Genomic DNA, 23,035 nt, shown 5'->3' with positions numbered 1-23,035 from the left:
CTCCTCGTTCTCTTCGTCGGGTGTGATCCCGAGGTCCTGGAGGATTCTTCGCGCATCCGTCTCGGTGAGGTCGATGAGCCGTTCCACCGTGACCTCAGCCGGTCCGAGCGACACGATGACGCGGACCTCGGACTCCTTCTCGACGCGGGCCCCCACGGGTGGCTCGCTGCGGATCACGAGTCCCGGTTCGACGTCGAGGCTGTTCTCGCCCTCCTCGACGGCCACCAGCGACTCGGCCGCGAGGAGCTGCTGCGCCTCGGCGAACGTGCGCCCCGCGACATCCGGCACCGCGACGAGGGATCCGGGACCCGACCCGAACCACCACCCGGTCGCGCCGGCGAGACCCGCGAGGAGCAGGACGAGCGCGATGAGCCAGCCGCCCTTCGCGGCGCGGCGCTTGGTGGCGCGGCGCAGGCGCGTCGCGTTGTCGACGGTCTCGACGGGGCTGGTCGTGTGCCCTGCGGTCGTGGGGAGCACGGCGGTGAGCTCGCCCGAGTCGATGACATCGTCGGCGATCACGCCGGTCGCCGCCGAGCGCGTGGTGGTCTGCGGCGTGATGCCGAGCTCGCGCTCGATCTCGCGCAGCCGGTCGAGCATGACCTGCGCGTCGGTGGGGCGGTCGTCTGGCGCCTTCTCGGTGGCCCACAGCACGAGCTCGTCGAGCTGCTCGGGCACGCCGGGGTTCTTGACGCTCGGGCGCGGCACCGAGTCGGTCGCGTGCTGGTAGGCGATCTGCATCGGCTGCTCGCCCTTGTACGGCTGCTCGCCGGTGAGCATCTCGTAGAGCATGATGCCGAGTGCGTAGATGTCGCTGCGGGCGTCGGCGGTGCCGCGCGTGACGAGCTCGGGTGCGAGGTAGGCGATCGTGCCGAGCAGCTGCGAGCCGGTCGCGGTGTTCGCGGTCGTCGCGCGCGCTAGCCCGAAGTCGCCGATCTTGATGCGCCCGTCCTCGGCGAGCAGCACGTTCTCGGGCTTGACATCGCGGTGCACGATGCCCGCGCGGTGCGCGGCGGCCAGGCCCGACAGCACGGCGTCCATGACCGAGATCGTCTGGGGCACGGTGAGGCGCCGCTGCTCGCGGAGCAGTTCGCGCAGGGTGATGCCCGGCAGGTACTCCATGACGAGGTACGCCATCTCGCCGTCCTGACCCTGGTCGAACACGTTGACGACGTGGGGGTCGGCGAGGCGGGCGGCGGCTCGGGCCTCCTGGATGAACCGGCTCTGGAACACGGTGTCGTCACTCAGATGGCTGTGCATCACCTTGAGCGCGACGCGGCGCTCGAGCCGCAGGTCGGTGGCGACGTAGACCGTCGCCATGCCGCCGCGCGCGATGCGCGCGCGAACCCGGTATCGGCCGTCGACGAGACGGCCGATCAGCGGGTCCACCTGCTGGCTCGTGCTCACGGGAGAAGTCTACGGACGCCGTGAGAGCAGCCCGGGCAGCGGCGCACCCGCGCGACCGTCAGCCGAGGGCCGCGAGCCAGGCGTGAGCGGGCTGCTCCCACCTCGCATAACGATCCGGATACGCCGAGACCTGCACGGCCTGAGCGGCCTGCGCGAAGCTCATGCCCTCCCATCCGGGGATGTCGAGCAGTCCGCGCGTGCGCGTGCCGTTGGGGTCTCCCGGACCGCCGAAGAACGCGCGCGTGGCCCGTGCGGGATCGAGCACCTCCGCCGCGGTGCCCCATCCGGCGCTCGGCCGTTGCTGGAAGAGGCCGAGCGAGTCGCGGTCACCCCAGTCGAGGTTGCGCAGCCACGACTCCTGCATGGCCGCGCCGAGTGCGATCGCGATGCCGCGGTCGGGCACGCCCAGCTCGCGGCCGATCCGGATGATGAGCTGCGCGTTGGCGACCTGCTCCGCGTCGAGGCCGGGCACGGCCGGCGCCGCCGTCGGGATGGTGATGACCTGGCCGGGGTAGATGATGCTCGACCAGTTGAGACCGTTGGCCGAGAGCACGGTTGCCGTGGAGACACCGTGTCGACGGGCGATCGCCGAAACGGTGTCGCCCGCCTGGATCGTGTACGACGTGCCCGGCCGCGCAGGTGCGGGCGCCGGCGTCGGTGAGGGAGCGGCGGAGGGCGCGGTGGCGGCCGTTCCGCCCCCGGGGATCTTCACGACCTGGCCGGGGTAGATGATGCTCGACCACCCGAGCCCGTTCGCGGCGAGCATCGCCGTCGTCGAGACGCCGTGCCGCCGGGCGATCGCGGAGATCGTGTCCCCCGCGCGGACGGTGTACGTCGTGCCCGCCGACGGCGCAGGGGCGGGGGCGGGGGCGGATGCCGCGCCCGACGTCAGCCGCAGCACCTGGCCGGGGTAGATGATGCTCGACCAACTGAGGCCGTTGATCGCGAGCACGTCCGCCGTGCGCAGGCCGTGGCGCGCCGCGATGGCGCTCACCGTGTCGCCGCGCTGGACCACGTACGTCTCCGGCGCCGGGGTCGAGGCGGGCGCGGGGGCGCCCACCGTGGCTGCTGCGGCAAGACGCCCAGCGGCGGGAGCCGCCACAGCAGTCATGCCCGCAGGGCGCGCAGGACCGAGTCGCGCCGCTTCGGCGGGGTCGAGGTGCGGCATCCGTGTCGGCGTCTCCGCCGTCGTCTCGGCGGCCTGCGCGGGCGCGGCCGAGAGCACCATGGCGATGGAGCCCGCTATCGCGGCGCCGCTCGCCGCGGCGCGGCGTCGGCGGAGCGCGGCACGCCCCTCCGGAAAAGCTGTCGAACCATTCTCGTGTCGCAAGAGATCCCCCCTCTGTCGACTTCGAAAACGCTGTCACGAATGGGAACAGGTGTCAACAGGTGTGCTCTTGCGTGACGGGTGTTGAAGATGTGACGAATGTGGCAAGAGCCGCCCCACCGCGCGGATGAGATAGTGGCTTTCGTGACCGCTGATTCCGCGCCGCGCATCGAGACCGATTGGCTGACACTTCCCGAACTCGTCGACATCCTGGGCGAGCCGCTCGGGCGCGTTCATCGTCTCCTCGACGAATCGCACCTCATCGGCTCGCGCCGCCACGGGCCGCTCAAGGTCCCGTCGGTCTTCCTCGTCGACGGCCGCCCGCTGTCGTCGCTGCGGGGAACCGTGATCGTGCTGCACGATGCCGGGTTCTCCGACGACGAGGTGATCGACTGGCTGCTCACGAGCGAGGACTCGATCGGCGTCGCACCCATCGAGGCGCTCCGCGCCGGCCGAAAGAGCGAGGTGCGACGGGTCGCGCAGGCTCTCGCGTAGTCAGCGCGTGCGCACGGTCGCGGCTCGCGCGAGATCGCGCAGCTCGCCGACCGCCGCGTTCCCGAGGCGTGCGCCCGACAGCGCGCGGTCGGCGTCGTGCGCGTAGTCCGCGATGAGCTGCTCGACTCGGTCGAGCGCACCGCTGTCGACGATCGTGCGCTGGAGCGACGCGACCTGCTCGTCGTCGAGCCCCGGGTCGCCGATGAGCTCGTCGACGATCCGGCGCGCCGAGGGCGGAAGCGCAGCGCGCGCGTACGCGATGAGCACGGTGCGCTTGCCCTCGCGCAGGTCGTCCCCGGACGGCTTGCCTGTCTCGGCGCTGTCGCCGAAGACGCCGAGCACGTCGTCGCGCAGCTGGAACGCCATGCCGAGCGGATGCCCGAACGCCGCGAGCGCCTCGCGCTGCGCGTCGTCGGCGCCGGCGATCGCCGCGCCGATGACGAGGGGCTGCTGGACGCTGTAGCGCGCGGACTTGAACGACGCGACCCGCAGCGCGCGGTCGGCATGGCGGTCGTCGGGCTCGCTCGCGTACGCGGACTCCTCGGCGATGTCGAGGAACTGCCCCATCGTGACGTCGCGCCGCATGGTCGCGTACTCCGCGCGGGCGCGGGCGGCGCGCCCGGCGTCGAGCTGGGCGAGCGCCTCTTCGAAGAGGTCGTCGCTCCACGCGACGAGCAGGTCGCCGAGCAGCACGGCGGCCGAGCGCCCGAAAGCCTCGGCGTCACCCGTCCATCCGGCGTCGCGGTGCGCGCGCTCGAGGACGCGGTGCGCGGAGGGGCGCCCGCGGCGCGTGTCGGAGTTGTCGATCAGGTCGTCGTGGACGAGGGCCGCGGCGTGGAAGACCTCGAGGGCGGCCGCAGCGGTGGTCGCGGCATCCGTGATCTCGGGCGCCGAGGGAGACGTGACGGATGCCTCCTCCACCGCCCTCCACCCGGCGATGCAGAAGCGTCCGCGGAGGCCCTTTCCGCCCCGCAGGGTCGACGCGGCGACCTCGACCAGGAGCGCCGCCTCGTCGCCCATCCGCGCGGTGCTCGTGCGCTGACCCGTGACGAAGGTGTCGAGTCGCTGGGAAACCGCCTCGACCGGGTCGCTATGGGGTGACACGGGCCTAGCCTAGTGATCCCAGCGCCGCGTAGAATCGAGGCGAAAGAGCCCAAAGAGGGGGATGCATGCCACTCTCCGAACAGGAGCAGCGTCTGCTCGACGAGATGGAACGCCATCTCATGCGCAACGACGCCGATGTCGTGAGCGCGCGCGGAGGCGGCCGTTCCCTGAGCTATCGCAACATCGTGCTCGGCACCGTCCTGGTGCTCATCGGACTCGGCGGCCTCATCGCCGGGGTCTCGGTTCCGCTCGTCATCGTGGGCGTGATCGGATTCGTCGTCATGCTGGGTGGCGTGATCCTCGCGGTCACTCCGACCCGTGGCGCCGGGGGAGCGACCGCTGCGGCCGCCGGATCCTCCCGTGAGCGCAAGCCGAAGACGTCGTCCTCCTTCATGGACCGGATGAACGATCGCTGGGACCGCCGGCAGGGGGAACGCTGATCCGCATCCGCTGACACCGCATCGAAGCACCGACCCGAGGGTCGGTGCTTTTTTGTGCCCTCCGCACGCCCATTCTTCGCCCCGCTCGGCGCGTCGGGGCGCATGTGGGTTACGAAGTGGAGGGAAGTGGAGTAAAGTGGCGGACAACCTGGTGGGGGCCGGACGTGAGGGGGTGAAGTGTCGATGCTTCTTGGCACGCACACTCCCAAGCTCGATGACAAAGGGCGCGTCATCCTCCCCGCCAAGTTCCGCGACGACCTCGGCTCAGGAGTCGTCGTCACGCGCGGGCAGGAGCGCTGCCTGTACGTGTTCAGCAGCGAGGAGTTCGAGCGGATCCACGAGCGCATCCGCGAGGCACCGCTCTCGAACAAGCAGGCCCGCGACTTCCTCCGCATGTTCCTCTCGGGCGCGAGCGCCGAGAAGCCCGACAGCCAGAACCGCATAACGATCCCCCCTCCGCTGCGCGCCTACGCAGGCCTCGAGCGCGACCTCGTCGTCACCGGCGTCGGTGCGCACGCCGAGATCTGGAACGCCGACGCGTGGAACGCCTACCTCGAAGGCAACGAAGAGAGCTACGCCGAGATGGAGCAGGAGGTGATCCCGGGCCTGTTCTGAGGCCCTCGGTCCTGACTCCCAGCCGCTGCCGCCCTGGCGCACCTTCCCCGGTGCCAGGTCGAAGCGGATGGGGATCAGGGCCGAGGGACAAGGCCGTCCGACATCATGGACCTCCGCGACATCCACACCCCCGTCATGCTCGAGCGCTGCATCGAGCTGCTCGCGCCCGCCCTTGGGCGGCCCGACGCCGTGCTCGTCGACGCGACGCTCGGCATGGGCGGTCACACCGAGGCATTCCTCGACCGGTTCCCGGCACTCCACGTCATCGGCCTCGACCGCGACACCGAGGCGCTCCGCATCGCGGGCGATCGCCTGGCCCCCTTCGGCGATCGCGTCACGCTCGTGCACACGGTCTACGACGGCATCGCCGACGCGGTCGCCTCGACGGGTCGCAGCGAGGTGGACGCCATTCTGTTCGACCTCGGCGTCTCGTCCCTCCAGCTCGACGAGGCGGAGCGCGGCTTCGCCTACGCGCAGGACGCACCGCTGGACATGCGCATGGACCAGTCGTCCGGGACGACGGCCGCCGACATCCTCGCGACGTACAGCGAGGGCGAGCTGCGTCGCATCTTCGAGCGCTACGGCGAGGAGAAGCTGTCGGCCCGGTACGCGCGGGCGATCATCGCCGCGCGCGCCGAAGCCCCGATCGACCGGTCGGGGCGGCTCGTCGAGATCCTCACGAAGGCGACGCCGTACGCGGCGCAGCGGACGGGGCATCCGGCCAAGCGCGTGTTCCAGGCGCTGCGCATCGAGGTCAATCGCGAACTGTCCGTCCTCGAACGGGCGATCCCGGCGGCACTCGACCTGCTGGCCGTCGGCGGCCGGATCGTCGTGCTCTCCTACCAGTCACTCGAGGACCGCCTCGTCAAGCGCGCGCTGGCCGAAGCATCCGCGTCGACCGCACCGGCCGGCCTTCCGGTCGAACTGCCCGAGCATGCTCCGCGCTTCCGGCTCCTCGTGAAGGGCGCCGAGCAGGCGACGGAGGAAGAACGAGCGCGCAACCCGCGCGCGACGCCGGTGCGCCTGCGTGCCGCCGAGCGGATCCGACCCGCCCACGCGAAGGAGGCGACCGCATGAACGCCGCGCCCAGCGCCGACATCCTCGGCATGACGCCGGCCGCCGCGGCGGTCGCCGCCGCACCGCTGCCCGAGCGGCAGTCTCCCGGCCGCCGCCTGCATGTCGTCGACGCGCCCGCCCGACGCCGTCGTCGCCCGAAGCTCGTCTACGGCATCGTCGCCGTCGTCGGCGCGCTCGCGATCGGGGCGGCCCAGATGGTCCTGTCGATCCTCATGACCCAGGGCTCGTACGAGCTGTCGAAGCTCAACGAGGAGCAGCGAGCCCTCAGCTACCAGAAGCAGATCCTGCAGGACGACATCGCGGGGCTCAGCTCACCGCAGTTCCTCGCCGCGAACGCGACAGCGCTCGGCATGGTGATCGACGAGGCGCCGTCCTACCTGCGCCTCAGCGACGGCGCGCTGCTCGGGCCCGGGCAGGTGTCGTTCGGCAGGTCGTCGATCGATGCGCTCGGTCGCGCCGCCGTGCCGAACGCGCTCGTCGAGGACACGCCGCTGGTCACCGACCCCGACGCGACCATCGAAGGACCCACGGTCGTCGAGACGGATGCGGGGACCGACGCCGGTGACGGCGGAGTCGTGAACACCCCGCCCGCCCTGACCGACGGCCTGCCCATCCCGGAGACACACTGAGCACATGACGACGAAAGCCACACGCAGCCCGCGCCGGCGGACCGTCGTCGCACTCGCCGTCGTCCTGGCGGTGCTCGCCGGGTTCATCGTGCGTCTGGTCGACATCCAGGTCGTGAACGCCGACGACCACATCGCCGACTCGATGGACCGCGCGCTCGCCGGCGCGCGCACGCTGTACGGCGAGCGCGGATCCATCGTCGACGCGACGGGCCAGCCGCTCGCGGGGAGCATCATGCTCTACGACGCGCAGCTCGACCCGTCCAACGTGCGCACGATCAAGCGCAAGGACGACGACGGCAACACGGTCGAGATCACGTGGGAGCAGTCCTCCGCGCAGATCGCCGAGATCACGGGGCAGACCCCCGAAGAGGTGCGCAAGGTCGTCGAAGACGCGCTCGCCGAGAATCCGAACTCGCAGTACGCGCGCCTCGTGAAGGGGCTCACGACGCAGCAGTACCGCAAGCTCGCCGACCTCGGCATCCCGTTCCTGTACTTCGACCCGCACCCGGCTCGGGCATACCCCGACGGCGCGGTCGCCGGCAACCTCGTCGGGTTCGTCGGCCTCGACGGCGACCCGCTCGCGGGCATCGAGCTGAGCGAGGACGACTGCCTGTCGGCGAAGGATGGTCGCGTGACGTACCAGCGCGGGGCGGATGGAGTCGTCATCCCCGGCACCGAGCGGCGGGAGGACGCCGTCGACGGGGGCACGCTGCAGCTCACGATCAACCGCGACCTGCAGTGGTTCCTGCAGCAGCTCATCGCCGAGCAGGTGCAGGACATGGGTGCGCAGAGCGGCTCGATCATGGTGGCCGAGGTCGAGACGGGCAAGATCCGGGCGATCGCCGAGTACCCGACCGTCGACCCGAACGACGTCGACGCGTCGCCGGAGGCCGACCGAGGCAGCCGCGCATTCGTGAACTGGTTCGAGCCGGGGTCGACGTTCAAGGCGCTGACCGCCGCGACCGTCATCGACGCGGGCGGCCAGTCGCCGCTGTCGACCGTCATCGCGTCCAGCGACGAGCGCTTCCCGAACGGCGCGCGCGTGCGCGACGCGTTCGCCCACCCGCCGTACGAGTACACGCTCACGGGCGTGCTCATCGACTCGTCGAACGCGGGCATCTCGAAGTTCAGCGAGAAGGTCGACCCGCAGACCCGGTACGAGTACCTGAAGAGGTTCGGCATCGGAGAGGGCAGCGCCGTCGGCTTCGCGGGGGAGCAGCACGGCCTGCTGCGTCCTGCGTCCGAGTGGGACCGCCAGACGGTCTACAACACGTCGTACGGTCAGGGCGTGACGACGACCCTGCCCGAGCTGGTCGGAGCGTACGCCGGGCTCGTGAACGACGGCATCCGGATGCCGCTGTCGATCGTCGAGGCGTGCACGAAGGCCGACGGGACCGTCGTCGAGCCGGAGCTTCCGGCCCCGACGCAGGTTGTGAGCGAGCAGACCTCCGCGCAGATGCGGACGATCCTCGAGAACGTCGCGCTCCAGGCGAACTACGCGAGGCAGGTCGAGATCCCGGGCTACCGCATCGGCGTCAAGACGGGAACGGGTGAGAAGTCCGACGGGAACGGCCGCTACAAGGCCGGCTCGTACTTCACGACGATGATCGGGTTCGCCCCGGCCGACGATCCGCAGTTCGTCGTCGCGGTCACCCTCGACGAGCCCACCAGGATAAAGTCGTCTGGTGCCAACGCGCCCGCGTTCCAGAAGGCGATGACACAGGTGCTGAAGACGTACCGTGTGATGCCGGCGACGGAGGCCGCCGAGGTGCTCCCGAAGTTCGGGTGAGCCCCCGCATCCGGAGAAGACATGATCAGCGTGACCCTCGACGAGCTTGCCCGCGCCGTCTCGGGAACCCTTCGACTCGCCGAAGGCGACACCGCCGAAACCACCGTCTCGGGGACGGTCGACACCGATTCGAGACTCATCGAGCCGGGCGACGTGTTCGTCGCGAAGCCGGGTGAGACCACCGACGGGCACCTGTTCGTCGGCGCCGCCGTCGAGCGAGGCGCCGTCCTCGCGATCGTCGAGCGCGAGGTCGACGCCCCCGTCTCGCAGGTGATCGTCGCGGATGCCGTCGCGGCGCTCGCCGATCTCGCGCGCGAGGTCGTCGCGCGGGTGCGGGCCGGTGGCGGCATCCGGGTCGTCGGCATCACCGGCTCGAACGGCAAGACGACGACGAAGAACATGCTCGCGCGAATCCTGCAGGACGAGGGCGAGACCGTCGCGCCGCGCGCGTCGTTCAACAACGAGGTGGGCGCGCCATTGACGATGCTGCGCGTCACGCACGACACGGCCTTCCTCGTGAGCGAGTTCGGCGCGAGCGCGCCGGGCGAGATCGCCCGCCTCGCGGGTCTCGTCGAGCCCGATGTCGCGGTCGTGCTCATGGTGGGTCTCGCTCACGCGGGCGGATTCGGCGGGATCGAGACGACCGTCGAGGCGAAGTCGGAGCTCGTGCGGGCGATGCGCCCCGGCGGGATCGCAGTGCTCAACGCCGACGACGCGCGCGTCGCGGGCATGGCGCCGATCGCCGCCGAGAAGGGCGCGCGCGTGCGCTGGTTCGGACGCGGCGAGAGCGCGGACGTGCGCGCCGAGGACGTCGAGGTGACGCCCGGCGGCACCCGCTCGACCATCGTGGTCGATGGCGAGCGGCACGAGCTGCGGCTCAAGGTGCTCGGCGAGCACCACGTCATGAACGCGCTCGCCTCGATCGCGACCGCAACAGCCCTCGGGGTCTCGCCGGCCGACAGCGTCGCGCGGCTCGAGACCCTCGAGCTCGCCGAGCGCTGGCGGATGCAGCCGCTCGGCTCGGACCGCGTGCGCATCATCAACGACGCCTACAACGCGAGTCCCGACTCGATGGCCGCTGCACTCCGCACCCTCGCGCAGATCACGCGACCCGGCGAGCGCATGGTCGCCGTCCTCGGCGCGATGAGCGAGCTCGGCGAGTTCGCGGGGGAGGAGCACGACCGCATCGGCGAGCTCGCCGTGCGGCTGCGGATCCCGCGGATCGTGATCGTCGGTCGCGACGCGCGGCGCATGTACCTCGCCGCGGTCGGCGAAGGGTCATGGTCCGACGAAGCCGTCTTCTTCGAGACCGCCGACGAGGCGTACGACTACCTCATGGGCGAGCTGCGCGACGGCGATCGCGTTCTCGTGAAGTCGTCGAACTCGGCGGGCCTCCGGTTCCTGGGCGATCGTCTGGGAGAATCGTTCTCGTGAGATCTCTCCTGACGGCGGCGGCGATCTCGCTCGCGTTCACGCTCTTCCTCACCCCCGTGTTCCTGCGGCTGTTCCGCAAGTGGGGCTGGGGCCAGGTCATCCGCACCCCCGAAGACATCCACAACCCGAGCCACGGCGCCAAGCGCGGCACGCCCACGATGGGCGGCACGATCTTCATCGTCGGGACGGTCGTCGGATACCTCGTCGGCGGCTACACGGGAAACAACCCGCCCACCATCTCGGGTCTGCTCGTCTTGTGGATGATGGTCGGCTTCGGCGCCGTCGGGTTCATCGACGACTTCATGAAGGTGCGCCGCCAGCGCAGCCTCGGGCTCACCGGCTGGCGCAAGATCCTCGGTCAGGTGCTCGTCGCGGTGCCCTTCGCGATCACGGCGCTCAACTTCCCGAGCCCGATGGGCCAGACGCCCGCCTCGCCGTATGTGTCGCTGTTCCGCGACATCCCGGTGCTCTCGTTCATGGCGCTCGGCGCGGTCGCCGGCTGGATCCTCTACACGCTGTGGATCACGTTCATCGGCGTCGCCTTCTCGAACGGCGTCAACGTCACCGACGGCCTCGACGGCCTCGCCGCGGGCGCGTCGATCTTCGTGGTCGGTGCGTACAGCCTCATCGCGTTCTGGCAGTTCAACCAGGCGTGCTGGGGCGGTGAGACGCTCAACGAGGCCGTCCGCAACGCGTGCTATCAGACGCGCGACCCGTTCGACCTCGCCATCGTGTCGGCCTCGTTCGTCGGCGCGATGCTCGGCTTCCTGTGGTGGAACGCGCCGAAGGCGAAGGTCTTCATGGGCGACGTCGGCTCGATGGCGATCGGCGGCGTGATCGCCGCGATGTGCATCCTGACGCGCACCGAGCTTCTCTCGGTGCTCGTCGCCGGCGTCTACGTGATCGCACCCGGATCCGTCGTGCTTCAGCGGCTCTACTTCAAGCTCACCCGCGGCAAGCGTCTGTTCCTCATGAGCCCGCTGCACCACCACCTCGAGATGCGCGGATGGCCCGAGATCACGATCGTCGTGCGCATGTGGATCATCGCGGGCATGCTCGCCATCGCCGGCATCGGCCTCTTCTACGTCGAATGGCTCACGCGCACATGAGCCGTCTCGACGAGCTCACGAGCTGGCATGCCGACTGGAAAGGGCTCCGCGCCGCCGTGCTCGGCATGTCGGTGACGGGCTTCTCGGTCGCCGACACCCTCGCCGAGCTCGGTGCCGAGGTGCTCGTCGTGTCCGAGTCCGCCGACGAGGAGTACGCGCGGCTGCTGCCCGTCATCGGGGCGCGGTCGTCGATCGGCCCGCTCGATCCGGTGCCGGCCGACCTCGTCGACTTCGCGCCCGAGGTGATCGTCGCATCACCCGGGTTCGCGCCGCGGCATCCGGTCATCGCCTGGGCGCAGGAGAGGGGCATCGCCCTGTGGGGCGACATCGAGCTCGCGTGGCGCGTGCGCGACAAGGTCGTGCGGTCCGACGGGACTCCGGCCGACTGGGTGCTGGTGACGGGCACGAACGGCAAGACGACGACGACACGGCTGACGGCGACGATGCTCGTGGCCGGCGGTCTCCGCGCGGCCCCCGTCGGCAACATCGGCACGCCCGTGCTCGACGCGGTGCGCGATCCGGCGGGCTTCGACGCGCTCGTGGTCGAGCTGTCGAGCCACCAGCTGTGGTACCTCGGGCTGCAGAGCGGCCCCGACCCGGTGTCGCCGCACGCGGCCGTGTGCCTCAACCTCGCCGACGACCACCTCGAGTGGCACGGGTCGTTCGACTCCTACCGCGAGGCGAAGGCGCACGTCTACGACAACACGCGCGTCGCGTGCGTTTACAACAAGGCGGATGAGGCGACGCGCCGCATGGTCGAGGACGCCGACGTCGTCGAGGGCGCGCGCGCGATCGGGTTCGACCTCGGGGTGCCCGGGCCGAGTGACATGGGCGTCATCGAGGGGATCCTCGTCGATCGCGCATTCCTGGAGGATCGCCGCACGAGCGCACTCGAGCTGACCACGGTCGCCGAGCTCGCCGAAGAAGGTCTCTCCGCGCCGCACGTCGTCGCGAACATCCTCGCGGCGGCGGCGCTCGCGCGTTCGCTCGACGTGCCGCCGTCCGCCGTGCGCGACGCGCTGCGCACGTTCCGCCTCGACCCGCACCGCATCGAGGTCGTCGCGGTGACCGACGGCGTCACGTGGGTCGACGACTCCAAGGCGACCAACCCCCACGCGGCCGCGTCGTCGCTCGCGGCGTACCCCGGCGCGGTGTGGATCGTGGGCGGACTGCTCAAGGGCGTCGACATCTCGGCGCTCGTGGCGGAGCGCGGGGCATCCGTGAAAACCGCCATCGTGATCGGCGTCGACCGCACCGACGTCGTCTCGGCGTTCGCGCGACACGCGCCCGACGTGCCGGTCATCGAGGTGGACGACGCGGAGACTGAGGATGTCATGGCGCGGGTGGTCGAGCTCGCGGCCGAGGTGGCACAGGACGGCGACGTCGTCCTGCTCGCCCCGGCCGCCGCATCGTTCGACCAGTTCGCGTCGTACGCGGACCGGGGCAGCCGGTTCGCGGACGCGGTGAGAACGAGGACCGGAGGGGGCGACGGTGAGCACGACGCAGACCCGCCCTCCGGCGACGGCGCCTGAGCCGAAGCCCCGCAAGGGCCTCGCCGCCCGCATCTCGCTCGGGCGCGTGTTCGCGCCGGTGCCGAACGAGTTCCTGCTCATCTCGTCGACCGCGCTGCTGCTGACGATCTTCGGGCTCGTGATGGTGCTGTCGGCGACATCGGCGACGTCTGCCGCATCCGGCGGCGAACCGTACGACGCCGTGCTCAAGCAGCTCATGTTCGCTGCGATCGGCGTGCCCCTCATGTTCGTCGCGAGCCGGTTCCCGGTCGCGTTCTGGAAGCGCATCGCGTGGATCGCGCTCATCTTCGCGACGATCTTCCAGATGCTCGTGTTCACGCCGCTCGGCGTCGAGGCGTACGGAAACCGCAACTGGATCCAGATCGCGGGCGTGCAGGCGCAGCCGTCGGAGTTCCTGAAGCTCGCGCTCGCGCTGTGGGTCGGGTATGTGCTGTTCCGCAAGCGGACGCTGCTCGGGCTGTGGCGACACGTGTTCATCCCGCTGGTTCCGGTGGCGATCCTCGTGATCGGCACGGTCATGGCGGGCGACGACCTCGGCACGGCCATGATCCTCGTGCTGATCGTGCTCGGCGCGCTCTTCTTCTCGGGCGTCAAGCTGCGGATCTTCGTGCTGCCGGCGATCGCCGCGGGCCTCGCGGTCGCGTATCTCGCGGTCACGAGCCCCGACCGTGTGCGCCGCTTCATGAGTTTCCTCAACCCGGATTGCCTGGGCGACTACTACAACGACTGCTACCAGCCCCTGCACGGCATCTGGGGGCTCGCGGGCGGCGGCATCTTCGGCCTCGGCCTCGGCAACTCCCGCGAGAAGTACGACTGGCTCCCGGCCGCCGCGAACGACTACATCTTCGCGATCGTGGGCGAGGAGCTCGGGCTCATCGGATGCGCCGTCGTGCTGGCGCTCTTCGCCCTCTTCGCGGTCGGCGCGTTCCACGTCATCCGCAAGACCGACGACCCGTTCGTCCGGATCGTCTCGGGCGGCATCACCGTGTGGATCGTCGGCCAGGCGCTCATCAACATCGGCGTCGTGCTGCGGGTCTTCCCCGTGCTGGGCGTGCCCCTGCCGTTCATGTCGCAGGGCGGCACGTCGCTGCTGTCGGTGCTCCTCGCGTCGGGCGTGCTGCTGTCGTTCGCTCGGTCGCTCCCGGCCAAGCGTGCCGCGTCGGGCTCGGCAGCGGCGCGCCGCCGCGCACCGCGATCCGCCGCTCGAGCGTCCGAGATCAGGTGATCCGCCCGGCGCAGGACCTTCGCCCACGCACTTTCCTGACTGCGCCGGATGTCCTGAACCGGTGAAGGGGAGCCGAGTGCGGGACGCCGGTGGGGAGAGACGGATGCTCCGGCGACCGCGTCTGGGAGAATCGAACGGATGACCACGTACCTGCTCGCCGGCGGTGGAACCGCCGGACACGTCAACCCGCTGCTCGCCGTCGCGGACGCCCTCCGCGAGCGTGACGCCGACGCCGACGTGCTCGTGCTCGGCACGCGCGAGGGGCTCGAGGCGCGTCTCGTGCCCGAGCGCGGGTACGAGCTGCTCATCGTCGACAAGGTTCCCTTCCCCCGGCGGCCGGATCGCGCGGCGGCGGCATTCCCGACGCGCTTCGCGCGCGCGATCGCGCAGGTCCGCCGGCACATCCGCGAGCGCGGCGTCGACGTCGTCGTGGGCTTCGGCGGGTACGCATCCGCCCCCGCCTACGTCGCTGCGCGTCGCGAGGGCGTGCCGTACATCGTGCACGAGGCGAACGCCCGCCCGGGCCTCGCGAACCGGCTCGGCGCGCGCGGAGCCGCGGGCGTGGGCGTCGCGTTCGAGGGAACGCCGCTCAAGGGCGCGCAGGTCGTCGGGATGCCGTTGCGACGCGAGATCGTCGACCTCGATCGTGCGGCGCTGCGCGCCGAGGCGGCCGAGCACTTCGGTCTCGACCCCGAGAAGCCCACGCTTCTCGTCTTCGGCGGCTCGCTCGGCGCCCAGCGCCTCAACGAGGCCTTTGGCGAACGACACGGTGCCGCATGGAAGGACGTGCTCGCCGCCGGGTGGCAGCTGATCCACGTGACGGGCGAGCGCTCCGACCTCGCCGACCCCGGCGTGCCGGGGTATTGCGTGCGGCGCTACGTCGACCGCATGGACCTCGCGTTCGCGATCGCCGACCTCATCGTGTCGCGCGCGGGCGCCGCGACGGTGAGCGAGATCAGCGCGCTCGGGATCCCCGCGGTGTACGTGCCGTACGCGGTGGGCAACGGCGAGCAGGTGCTCAACGCGTCCTCGGCGGTGCGCGCCGGCGCGGCACGGCTCATCCTCGACGTGGAGTTCACGGGCGATCGCGTGCGCTCCGAGGTGGTGCCGCTGCTCGCGAACGAGGCAGCACGTGACGCGATGCGGGCGGCCGCGGCATCCGTCGGCACGCGTGCGGGCACCGACAACGTCGTCGCGATGATCGACGGAGCGCTCGCCCGGCGCCGAGCCTGAGCGGCACCCGGGAGCGGCGTGTGCGGAGGCCGTCCGCACCGGCGCCCAACCTAAGATTGACGGGTCATGATCAGACCTGACCTGAGCCTTCCCATCCCCGAGACCATCGAGTCCGCCCACTTCATCGGGATCGGAGGCTCGGGCATGTCCGGGCTCGCCGGCATGTTCCTCGATCGGGGCATCCGCGTGTCGGGCTCCGACCGCGCCGACAGCGCGGCCCTGCAGGCTCTCGCCGCGCGCGGCGCGCGCGTGTACGTCGGGCATGACGCCGCGAACCTCGCCGACGACGTCGACACCGTCGTGCACACGGGCGCGATCTGGCCCGAGAACCCGGAGTACGTCCTCGCGAAGGAGCGCGGACTGCACGTCATCCACCGCTCGCAGGCGCTGTACTGGCTCATCGGCGGACGCCGGCTCGTATCCGTCGCGGGCGCGCACGGCAAGACGACGTCCACCGGCATGATCGTCGTCGCGCTCGACGCGCTCGGCGCCGACCCGACGTTCGTGAACGGCGGCGTCATCGCGCAGCTCGGCGTCTCGAGCCGCACGGGCGCCGACGAGCTCTTCGTGATCGAGGCGGACGAGTCCGACGGCACCTTCCTGCTGTACGACACGTCGATCGCGCTCATCACCAACGTCGACCCCGACCACCTCGACCACTACGGGACGCGCGACGCGTTCGACGAGGCGTTCGCCCGGTTCGCGAACGAGGCGCGCGAGGCGGTCGTCATCTCGGCCGACGACCCGGGCGCACGGAGCGTCGCCGCACGCATCTCGCACGAGAACGTCGTCACGTTCGGCGAGTCCGCGGGAGCGGACGTGCGGGTCACCGGCATCCGCACCGACGGCCCCGTGTCGTTCACGATCGAGCACGGTGGCATCTCGATCGACGCGAAGCTCCCCATCCCCGGGGCGCACAACGCGATCAACGCCGCCGGGGCGGTGGCGGTGCTCCTGACCCTCGGCCACGAGCTCGAGCCCGCCGTTCGCGCGGTCGAGCGCTTCGAGGGCACGATCCGCCGCTTCGAGCTGCACGGCGTCGAACGGGGCGTGAGCGTCTACGACGACTACGCCCACCACCCGACCGAGGTCGCTGCGGCGCTTGCGGCAGCGCGCACCGTGATCGGCGACGGACGCATCATCGCGATCCAGCAGCCGCACACGTACTCGCGCACGCAGGAGATGTACCGCGAGTTCGCCGAGGTGCTCGAGACCTACGCCGACCACACCGTGATGCTCGACGTGTACGGCGCCCGCGAGGACCCCGTCCCGGGTGTCACCGGCGAGCTCGTGAGCGGCGCGTTCTCCGACCCGTCGCGCGTGCACTACGTGCCCGACTGGCAGGAGGCCGCCGAGTACACGGCATCCGTCGCGCGCGAGGGCGACTACGTCATCACGCTCGGGTGCGGCAACGTGTACCTGATCATTCCGCAGGTTCTCGAGGCGCTCGCGTCCTCGGCCCCCGCCGAGGGATCAGGGGAGTAGTCGCGGATGCGCCGGCCGACGCCGCTGCCGCCTCCGCCGGCCGGAGCGCGGGCGGATGACGGGGCCCGCCGCGCGGCGAGGGGCGCCGACGCCGCTGCGGACACGACGGCCGACCCGGATGCCGTCGCGCCGGTCATCCCGCTGACCGCGCGTCCGGGCGACGCCCCCGAGCTCCTTCCGGGGATGGACGGAGCGGCGAGCGATTCGGATGCTCCGGCCGAGGCCGTCGGCCTGCGCGACGTCTGGCGCGCGTCGCGCGCGCGGCGCAAGGCCCTGCGCTCCGAGATCCGGCGCTTCACCGCGCGCCAGCGGCGCCGGCGGCTCACGTGGCTCGGCGTCGCCGCCGCGCTCGTGCTGCTCGTGCTCGGCACGCTCGGGGCCGCGTACAGCCCGCTCTTCGCGGTCGAGCGGTTCCGGGTCGTCGGTGCCGAGCAGCTCGATGCAGCTGCCGTCGAGGCGGCGCTCGCGGGTCAGCTCGGCACACCGCTGCCGCTCGTCGACGAGAGCGAGGTCAAGGCGGCGCTCGTCGCCTTCCCCCTCGTCGAGTCGTATCGGCTCGAGGCCCGCCCGCCGCACGAGCTGGTCGTGCGGATCGTGGAGCGCACGCCGATCGGGCTCATCGAGACGCGTGCCGGCTACACGCTCGTCGACGCGGCCGGGGTCGCTCTGTCGACGACCGAGACGCCCGCGCCGGGGCGTCCGATCCTCGATGTGCAGGGCGGCGTCCGCTCCGGTGCGTTCGAGTCCGTCGGGCAGGTGATCCGCTCGCTGCCCGACGACATCCGCTCGCTCGTGACCGGTGTCACGGCGTCGACGCCCGATGACGTGACCCTGATCCTGGGCGGGACCGACACGCAGGTGGTGTGGGGGAGCGCGGAGGACTCCGCGATGAAGGCGCTCGTGCTCCAGACGATGATGAAGCAGCGTCCGCCCGCGTCGGTGAGCGCGTACGACGTGTCGTCGCCGGGCTCGATCGTCGTCCGCTGAAGCCTCGATCGGCGAGTTTCACGCCGGGTGCCGCGACACGCCCAAGCGCTTCCGAGTCGAGGCGTGGCATCCGCTTACCTTCGAGGTCAAAGGAATTGCATACCGGGCAATTCTTTACACCTCTACTAGAGGTTGAAGGTTTGGTTCGCACGATTCGGAGGCCGGCATGAGCCAGAACCAGAACTACCTCGCCGTCATCAAGGTGGTCGGCGTGGGTGGCGGAGGCGTCAACGCCGTCAATCGCATGATCGAACTCGGGCTGCGGGGTGTCGAGTTCATCGCGATCAACACCGACGCGCAGGCGCTGCTGATGAGCGATGCCGATGTCAAGCTCGACGTCGGTCGCGAGCTCACGCGGGGACTCGGCGCGGGCGCCGACCCCGAGGTCGGTCGCCGTGCGGCAGAAGACCACGCCGAGGAGATCGAGGAGTCGCTGCGCGGCGCCGACATGGTCTTCGTCACGGCGGGTGAGGGTGGCGGAACGGGCACGGGCGGTGCGCCCGTCGTCGCGAAGATCGCGAAGTCGATCGGCGCGCTGACGATCGGCGTCGTCACGAAGCCCTTCTCGTTCGAGGGCCGCCGCCGTCAGCAGCAGGCCGAGACGGGCGTCGCGAAGCTGAAGGAAGAGGTCGACACCCTCATCGTCGTGCCCAACGACCGCCTGCTCGAGATCAGCGATCGCGGCATCTCGATGATCGAGGCGTTCGCAACGGCCGACCAGGTGCTCCTCGCCGGTGTCCAGGGCATCACCGACCTCATCACGACGCCGGGTCTGATCAACCTCGACTTCGCCGACGTGAAGTCGGTCATGCAGGGTGCGGGCTCCGCGCTCATGGGCATCGGCTCGGCGCGAGGAGCGGACCGCGCCATCAAGGCAGCGGAGCTCGCCGTCGAATCGCCCCTGCTCGAAGCGTCCATCGAGGGCGCGCACGGCGTGCTGCTGTCGATCCAGGGCGGGTCGAACCTCGGCATCTTCGAGATCAACGACGCCGCACAGCTCGTGAAGGAAGCCGCCCACCCCGAGGCGAACATCATCTTCGGAACGGTCATCGACGACACCCTCGGCGACGAGGTGCGCGTCACCGTGATCGCGGCCGGCTTCGACGGCGGTGAACCCACCGCCCGGATCGAGCCGATCTCGAGCCTGCGCTCGACGCCGGTCACCGCGCCGCCCGTGCTGCCCGATGTCGCGCCCGAGGACGCCGCGAAGGCGCGGGCGAGCGACCAGTCCGAGCCGGTGTCGGTCGGGGCGAGCGTCACGTCGGAGCCGAGCCACGACTCGTTCGACGACGACCTCGACATCCCCGACTTCCTGAAGTAGCCCTTCGACGGGCTCAGGAACCGACGGACGGGCTCAGGAACCACGGTGGATCTCGCCTCTCGCCTCGCTGAGGTCGACGCGCGGATCGCCGACGCCGCCCGGGCTGCAGGACGCGACCCCGCCGAGCTCACCCGCATCGTCGTGACGAAGTTCCATCCGGCCTCCCTCGTGGAACAGCTCTACGACCTCGGCGTGCGCGACGTCGGTGAGAACCGCCAGCAGGAGCTCACCGACAAGCGGGGCCGCCTGCGCGACCTCCCCGGGCTGACCTGGCACTTCATCGGCCAGGCGCAGACCAACAAGGCGAAGGCGATCCGGGCCGCGGCATCCGTCGTGCACTCGGTGGACAGGGCCCGGCTCGCCGACGCCCTCGACGCGGCGGGCGGTGACGACGCGCCGCTCCTCGACGTCCTCGTGCAGATCAACCTGACCGACGATCCGAAGAGGGGAGGGGTGGCGCCGAGCGACCTGCGGCCGCTCGCCGAGCACGTGATCGGATGCCCCACCCTCCGCCTCCGCGGGGTCATGGCCGTCGCCCCGCTCGACGAGCCTCCCGCTCCCGCGTTCGAGAGACTGCGCGCGTGCGCGGATCTCGTGCGCGAACTCGAGCCTTCCGCCACCTGGATGTCCGCGGGAATGACCGGCGACTTCGCCGAGGCGATCGCCGCCGGCGCGACACACCTGCGGATCGGCACAGCAATCACCGGACCGAGGCCGGTGCACGGTTAGCCTCGGAACAGACGAGCAACGCGATGACGGAGGATGCGATGTCCAACCCGCTGAAGAAGACGATGGTGTACCTGGGACTCGCCGATGAGGAAGAGGCCTACGAGGAGCCGACGCCTCAGCCGGCTCAGCGTGCCTCCAAGTCGGTTGAGAAGCCCGCAGCGCCGATCACGCCCATTCACCGGCCCGCCGTGGTTCGGCAGCCGACGGCGAGCGCGGTCTCCGAGATCCTGACCGTCCACCCCAAGCAGTACCGCGACGCGCAGGTGATCGCCGAGAACTTCCGCGACGGCATCCCGGTCATCATCAACCTCTCGCAGATGAGCGACGGCGACGCGCGGCGTCTGATCGACTTCGCAAGCGGCCTCTCGCTCGGCCTCTACGGCCGCATCGAGCGCGTCACGAGCAAGGTGTTCCTGCTGTCGCCCGAGAACGTGGCGGTGTCGGGTGACGGGACGGTCGCGCAGGCGGATCCCGACGCGGTGCCGTTCGCGCCGTAACCCGTGTTCATAATCCAGATCATCGCCGGGATCCTCAACACCCTCCTCCTGATCTACGTCCTCATCCTGCTCGTACGCCTCGTGCTCGACTGGATCCCGTTCTTCAATCGCGAGTGGCGTCCGCGGGGTGCCGGACTCGTCGTCGCCGAGGTCGTCTACACGATCACGGACCCGCCGATCAAGCTGTTCCGTCGGTTCATCCCGCCGTTGCGGGTCGGCTCCGTGGCGATCGATTTCGCCTTCGCGCTGACGATGCTGCTGTGCTTCATCCTGCTGTCGGTCACGCGCGCCATCGCAGGCTGAGCAGGACGAGCCTCGACACCTTCTCAGTGGGACACACGGGGGTCGCCCCTTCGACAGGCCCATGAGCCGCGGCTATGCTGTCTTGGACAGTGGCGCGTCCTCCGCGGCGGGCCAACCCCGACATCGGCCAGCGACCAGTGCGCGCGAAAGAGGAAACACCATGGCATTGACTCCCGATGACGTCGTCACGAAGCAGTTCCAGCACGTCCGGTTCAAGGAGGGCTTCGACCCGGACGAGGTCGACGACTTCCTCGACGAGATCGTCGTGGAGTGGCGCAAGACTCTGGCCGAGAACGAGGAGCTGAAGGCGAAGCTCGCCGCGTACGAGTCGGGTGCCGCGGCTCCCGCCGCCCAGGCCGCCGCTCCCGCGCAGGCCCCGTCGGGCGAGGGCGCTCCGCCTGCCGCCGCGAGCGCCGGCATCATCGAGCTGGCCCAGCGCCTGCACGACGAGCACGTCGCCGAAGGCCGCGCCAAGCGCGACCAGCTCATCGCCGAGGCTCAGTCGCAGGCCGCCTCGATCATCGCCGACGCCGAGGCGCGCGGCCGCGACGAGATCGCCCGTCTCGACAAGGAGCGCACGTCGCTCGAGGCCCGCATCGCCGAGCTGCGCACGTTCGAGCGCGACTACCGCGCGCAGCTTCGCGGCTTCATCGAGGGCAAGCTGCGCGACCTCGAGACCTCGGCCACGGCATCCGGGCCCACGCCGGTTTCGAGCATCGGCGGCCTCTAGGCCGATCCTTTGACGAACCGCCGTCCTCTCAGACCTGCGGCGGCCGGTGCCATCGTCGCGCTTCTCGCGGCGACGGTACTGGCCGCCGATCAGTTCACGAAGTACCTCGCGATCGAGAACCTGCCCCCGGGTGAGCCGGTCCACGTCCTCGGCGACTTCCTGATCTTCATCCTCACGCGCAACCCGGGTGCGGCGTTCTCGCTCGGCGAGGGTGTCACGTGGATCTTCACGATCGCGCTGGCCGTGGTCGCCGTGGTCGTCGTGTGGCTCACCGCCACCCGCGTCCGCTCACGGCTGTGGGCGGTCGCCCTCGGACTCCTGCTCGGCGGCGTGCTGGGCAACCTCACCGACCGCGTGCTGCGTGAGCCGGGGTTCCCCGTCGGGCACGTCGTCGACTTCATCAACACGCCGTGGATGATGCCGGCGATCTACAACGTCGCCGACATCTTCATCGTCTCGATGATGATCGGTGTCGCGCTGCTCGTGCTCGTCGGGCTCCACCTCGACGGCACGCGTGAGCGCCGCGCGGCATCCGACGACGACGAAGAGACGGATGGGGCACCCGCCGGCGCCTCCGATCGCGAGCTGCCCGACCAACCGACGGCGGGCGACGCGCCGAGGGACTGACATGGAGTCCCGGAGCCTCCCCGTACCCGACGGACTCGACGGCGTGCGCGTCGACGCCGCCCTCGCCAAGATGCTCGGCTTCTCGCGCACGTTCGCCGCCGAGGTCGCCGAGGCGGGCGGCGTGATGCTGGACGGTCGGCCGCTCTCGAAGTCCGACAAGCTGCACGGCGGCTCGTGGCTCGAGGTGACGTGGACCCCGAAAGAGGAGCCGCGCGTCGTTCCGGTCGAGGTGCCGGACCTCGGCATCGTGTACGACGACGATGACATCGTGGTCGTCGACAAGCCTCCGGGCGTCGCCGCCCATCCGTCGCTCGGGTGGGAGGGGCCGACGGTGCTCGGTGCGCTCGCCGCGGGCGGCTACCGCATCGCGACGACCGGCGCCGCGGAGCGACAGGGCATCGTCCACCGGCTCGACGTCGGCACGAGCGGACTCATGGTGGTCGCCAAGTCGGAGCGCGCGTATACCGCGCTCAAGCGCGCGTTCAAGGAGCGCGAGGTCGACAAGATCTACCACGCGGTGGTGCAGGGGCATCCGGATCCCCTCGTCGGCACGATCGACGCGCCCATCGGCCGGCACCCCACGCACTCGTGGAAGTTCGCGGTGACCCCGACCGGCAAGGACTCGGTCACCCACTACGAGACGATCGAGGCGTTCCGCGGTGCGGCGCTCCTCGAGATCGACCTCGAGACGGGGCGCACGCACCAGATCCGGGTGCACATGGCCGCGCACCGCCACCCGTGCGTGGGCGACCCGCTGTACGGCGCCGATCCGACGCTGTCCGCGCGGCTCGGACTGAAGCGGCAGTGGCTCCACGCGCGCCGCCTCGCGTTCACCCACCCGACGACGGGGGAGTGGATGGAGTTCACGTCGGAGTACCCACCCGACCTCGCGCACGCGCTCGAGGTGCTGCGCGAGGACTGACGAATGTCGGATGCCGGCGGC

The 23,035-nt window shown here is 70.7% G+C and carries 23 protein-coding genes; 20 read left to right on the top strand and 3 right to left on the bottom strand.

Annotated features, from left to right (window positions below; all coding sequences use genetic code 11):
- The coding region (gene pknB / locus VFF97_RS02325) for a Stk1 family PASTA domain-containing Ser/Thr kinase (protein WP_325031879.1) at positions 1-1,404 on the bottom strand (1,404 nt) is incomplete at its 3' end.
- A 58-nt stretch (positions 1,405-1,462) separates the two neighbouring features.
- Positions 1,463-2,632 carry a muramidase family protein gene (locus VFF97_RS02320; protein ID WP_325031878.1) on the bottom strand — a complete coding sequence of 390 codons (1,170 nt, stop codon included), beginning with the start codon at positions 2,630-2,632 and terminating at the stop codon, positions 1,463-1,465.
- Between the two features lie 267 nt (positions 2,633-2,899).
- Here VFF97_RS02320 and VFF97_RS02315 point away from each other — a divergent pair, with 267 nt between their 5' ends.
- Positions 2,900-3,226, top strand: a complete 327-nt coding sequence (locus tag VFF97_RS02315; protein ID WP_325031882.1) for an Rv2175c family DNA-binding protein — start codon at positions 2,900-2,902, stop codon at positions 3,224-3,226.
- On the opposite strand, the gene VFF97_RS02310 is transcribed toward VFF97_RS02315, so the two are convergent.
- Entirely contained in the window at positions 3,227-4,330 is a 1,104-nt protein-coding gene (locus VFF97_RS02310) for a polyprenyl synthetase family protein (protein ID WP_325031877.1), read from the bottom strand.
- 65 nt (positions 4,331-4,395) lie between these two features.
- Between VFF97_RS02310 and VFF97_RS02305 the strand changes: the two genes are divergently transcribed.
- From VFF97_RS02305 to VFF97_RS02215, 19 genes are all read left to right on the top strand, one after another.
- Complete coding sequence (locus VFF97_RS02305) at positions 4,396-4,770, top strand: DUF3040 domain-containing protein (protein WP_325031876.1); 375 nt, start codon at positions 4,396-4,398, stop codon at positions 4,768-4,770.
- Between the two features lie 183 nt (positions 4,771-4,953).
- Positions 4,954-5,385, top strand: a complete 432-nt coding sequence (gene mraZ / locus VFF97_RS02300; RefSeq protein WP_325031881.1) for a division/cell wall cluster transcriptional repressor MraZ — start codon at positions 4,954-4,956, stop codon at positions 5,383-5,385.
- Between the two features lie 105 nt (positions 5,386-5,490).
- Positions 5,491-6,462: a 16S rRNA (cytosine(1402)-N(4))-methyltransferase RsmH gene (gene rsmH, locus VFF97_RS02295; RefSeq protein WP_325031875.1), complete on the top strand. Its 972-nt coding sequence runs from the start codon at positions 5,491-5,493 to the stop codon at positions 6,460-6,462.
- On the top strand, positions 6,459-7,091 hold the full coding sequence (locus VFF97_RS02290; protein WP_325031874.1) for a hypothetical protein: 633 nt from the start codon (positions 6,459-6,461) through the stop codon (positions 7,089-7,091). Before rsmH ends, VFF97_RS02290 begins: the two co-directional genes overlap by 4 nt.
- A 4-nt stretch (positions 7,092-7,095) precedes the next feature.
- Positions 7,096-8,880, top strand: a complete 1,785-nt coding sequence (locus VFF97_RS02285; protein WP_325031873.1) for a penicillin-binding protein 2 — start codon at positions 7,096-7,098, stop codon at positions 8,878-8,880.
- A 21-nt stretch (positions 8,881-8,901) separates the two neighbouring features.
- On the top strand, positions 8,902-10,314 hold the full coding sequence (locus tag VFF97_RS02280) for a UDP-N-acetylmuramoyl-tripeptide--D-alanyl-D-alanine ligase (RefSeq protein WP_325031872.1): 1,413 nt from the start codon (positions 8,902-8,904) through the stop codon (positions 10,312-10,314).
- Positions 10,311-11,423, top strand: a complete 1,113-nt coding sequence (gene mraY, locus VFF97_RS02275; protein WP_325031871.1) for a phospho-N-acetylmuramoyl-pentapeptide-transferase — start codon at positions 10,311-10,313, stop codon at positions 11,421-11,423. The genes VFF97_RS02280 and mraY overlap by 4 nt, the downstream gene beginning before the upstream one ends.
- The gene (gene murD / locus VFF97_RS02270; RefSeq protein ID WP_325031870.1) at positions 11,420-12,955 is read left to right on the top strand and encodes a UDP-N-acetylmuramoyl-L-alanine--D-glutamate ligase; all 1,536 of its coding nucleotides are present in this window, start codon (positions 11,420-11,422) and stop codon (positions 12,953-12,955) included. Before mraY ends, murD begins: the two co-directional genes overlap by 4 nt.
- Positions 12,915-14,180, top strand: coding sequence for a putative lipid II flippase FtsW (ftsW, locus tag VFF97_RS02265; protein ID WP_325031869.1), 1,266 nt, complete (start codon positions 12,915-12,917; stop codon positions 14,178-14,180). The genes murD and ftsW overlap by 41 nt, the downstream gene beginning before the upstream one ends.
- A 138-nt stretch (positions 14,181-14,318) precedes the next feature.
- Positions 14,319-15,413 (top strand): UDP-N-acetylglucosamine--N-acetylmuramyl-(pentapeptide) pyrophosphoryl-undecaprenol N-acetylglucosamine transferase, encoded by a 1,095-nt coding sequence (locus VFF97_RS02260; RefSeq protein WP_325031868.1) that lies wholly within the window; start codon positions 14,319-14,321, stop codon positions 15,411-15,413.
- Between the two features lie 66 nt (positions 15,414-15,479).
- Complete coding sequence (murC, locus tag VFF97_RS02255) at positions 15,480-16,898, top strand: UDP-N-acetylmuramate--L-alanine ligase (protein ID WP_325031867.1); 1,419 nt, start codon at positions 15,480-15,482, stop codon at positions 16,896-16,898.
- 6 nt (positions 16,899-16,904) lie between these two features.
- Complete coding sequence (locus VFF97_RS02250; protein ID WP_325031866.1) at positions 16,905-17,885, top strand: FtsQ-type POTRA domain-containing protein; 981 nt, start codon at positions 16,905-16,907, stop codon at positions 17,883-17,885.
- Between the two features lie 166 nt (positions 17,886-18,051).
- Entirely contained in the window at positions 18,052-19,206 is a 1,155-nt protein-coding gene (gene ftsZ, locus VFF97_RS02245) for a cell division protein FtsZ (protein ID WP_325031865.1), read from the top strand.
- A 45-nt stretch (positions 19,207-19,251) separates the two neighbouring features.
- Positions 19,252-19,935: a YggS family pyridoxal phosphate-dependent enzyme gene (locus VFF97_RS02240; protein WP_325031864.1), complete on the top strand. Its 684-nt coding sequence runs from the start codon at positions 19,252-19,254 to the stop codon at positions 19,933-19,935.
- 38 nt (positions 19,936-19,973) lie between these two features.
- Positions 19,974-20,432, top strand: a complete 459-nt coding sequence (locus VFF97_RS02235) for a cell division protein SepF (RefSeq protein ID WP_325031863.1) — start codon at positions 19,974-19,976, stop codon at positions 20,430-20,432.
- 3 nt (positions 20,433-20,435) lie between these two features.
- Positions 20,436-20,735: a YggT family protein gene (locus VFF97_RS02230; protein ID WP_325031862.1), complete on the top strand. Its 300-nt coding sequence runs from the start codon at positions 20,436-20,438 to the stop codon at positions 20,733-20,735.
- 160 nt (positions 20,736-20,895) lie between these two features.
- On the top strand, positions 20,896-21,465 hold the full coding sequence (locus VFF97_RS02225; RefSeq protein ID WP_325031861.1) for a DivIVA domain-containing protein: 570 nt from the start codon (positions 20,896-20,898) through the stop codon (positions 21,463-21,465).
- Positions 21,466-21,474: 9 nt separating this feature from the next.
- Complete coding sequence (lspA, locus tag VFF97_RS02220; RefSeq protein WP_325031860.1) at positions 21,475-22,092, top strand: signal peptidase II; 618 nt, start codon at positions 21,475-21,477, stop codon at positions 22,090-22,092.
- A 1-nt stretch (position 22,093) separates the two neighbouring features.
- Positions 22,094-23,014: an RluA family pseudouridine synthase gene (locus VFF97_RS02215; protein ID WP_325031859.1), complete on the top strand. Its 921-nt coding sequence runs from the start codon at positions 22,094-22,096 to the stop codon at positions 23,012-23,014.
- Positions 23,015-23,035 lie beyond the last annotated feature (21 nt).

The organism is Microbacterium sp. (genome assembly GCF_035687345.1).
Classification (GTDB): domain Bacteria; phylum Actinomycetota; class Actinomycetes; order Actinomycetales; family Microbacteriaceae; genus Microbacterium.
The sequence above is the reverse complement of the archived record's forward strand: the minus strand, read 5'-3'. Positions and strand labels throughout refer to the sequence as shown.

What these genes read in the sequence shown, in the direction of transcription:
- VFF97_RS02320 (WP_325031878.1), bottom strand. Translation starts at nt 2,632, where the DNA reads ATGGTGCTCTCGGCCGCGCCCGCGCAGGCCGCCGAGACGACGGCGGAG.
- VFF97_RS02305 (WP_325031876.1), top strand. Translation starts at nt 4,396, where the DNA reads ATGCCACTCTCCGAACAGGAGCAGCGTCTGCTCGACGAGATGGAACGC.
- mraZ (WP_325031881.1), top strand. Translation starts at nt 4,954, where the DNA reads ATGCTTCTTGGCACGCACACTCCCAAGCTCGATGACAAAGGGCGCGTC.
- rsmH (WP_325031875.1), top strand. Translation starts at nt 5,491, where the DNA reads ATGGACCTCCGCGACATCCACACCCCCGTCATGCTCGAGCGCTGCATC.
- VFF97_RS02290 (WP_325031874.1), top strand. Translation starts at nt 6,459, where the DNA reads ATGAACGCCGCGCCCAGCGCCGACATCCTCGGCATGACGCCGGCCGCC.
- VFF97_RS02285 (WP_325031873.1), top strand. Translation starts at nt 7,096, where the DNA reads ATGACGACGAAAGCCACACGCAGCCCGCGCCGGCGGACCGTCGTCGCA.
- VFF97_RS02280 (WP_325031872.1), top strand. Translation starts at nt 8,902, where the DNA reads ATGATCAGCGTGACCCTCGACGAGCTTGCCCGCGCCGTCTCGGGAACC.
- murD (WP_325031870.1), top strand. Translation starts at nt 11,420, where the DNA reads ATGAGCCGTCTCGACGAGCTCACGAGCTGGCATGCCGACTGGAAAGGG.
- VFF97_RS02260 (WP_325031868.1), top strand. Translation starts at nt 14,319, where the DNA reads ATGACCACGTACCTGCTCGCCGGCGGTGGAACCGCCGGACACGTCAAC.
- murC (WP_325031867.1), top strand. Translation starts at nt 15,480, where the DNA reads ATGATCAGACCTGACCTGAGCCTTCCCATCCCCGAGACCATCGAGTCC.
- VFF97_RS02250 (WP_325031866.1), top strand. Translation starts at nt 16,905, where the DNA reads ATGCGCCGGCCGACGCCGCTGCCGCCTCCGCCGGCCGGAGCGCGGGCG.
- ftsZ (WP_325031865.1), top strand. Translation starts at nt 18,052, where the DNA reads ATGAGCCAGAACCAGAACTACCTCGCCGTCATCAAGGTGGTCGGCGTG.
- VFF97_RS02235 (WP_325031863.1), top strand. Translation starts at nt 19,974, where the DNA reads ATGTCCAACCCGCTGAAGAAGACGATGGTGTACCTGGGACTCGCCGAT.
- VFF97_RS02225 (WP_325031861.1), top strand. Translation starts at nt 20,896, where the DNA reads ATGGCATTGACTCCCGATGACGTCGTCACGAAGCAGTTCCAGCACGTC.
- VFF97_RS02215 (WP_325031859.1), top strand. Translation starts at nt 22,094, where the DNA reads ATGGAGTCCCGGAGCCTCCCCGTACCCGACGGACTCGACGGCGTGCGC.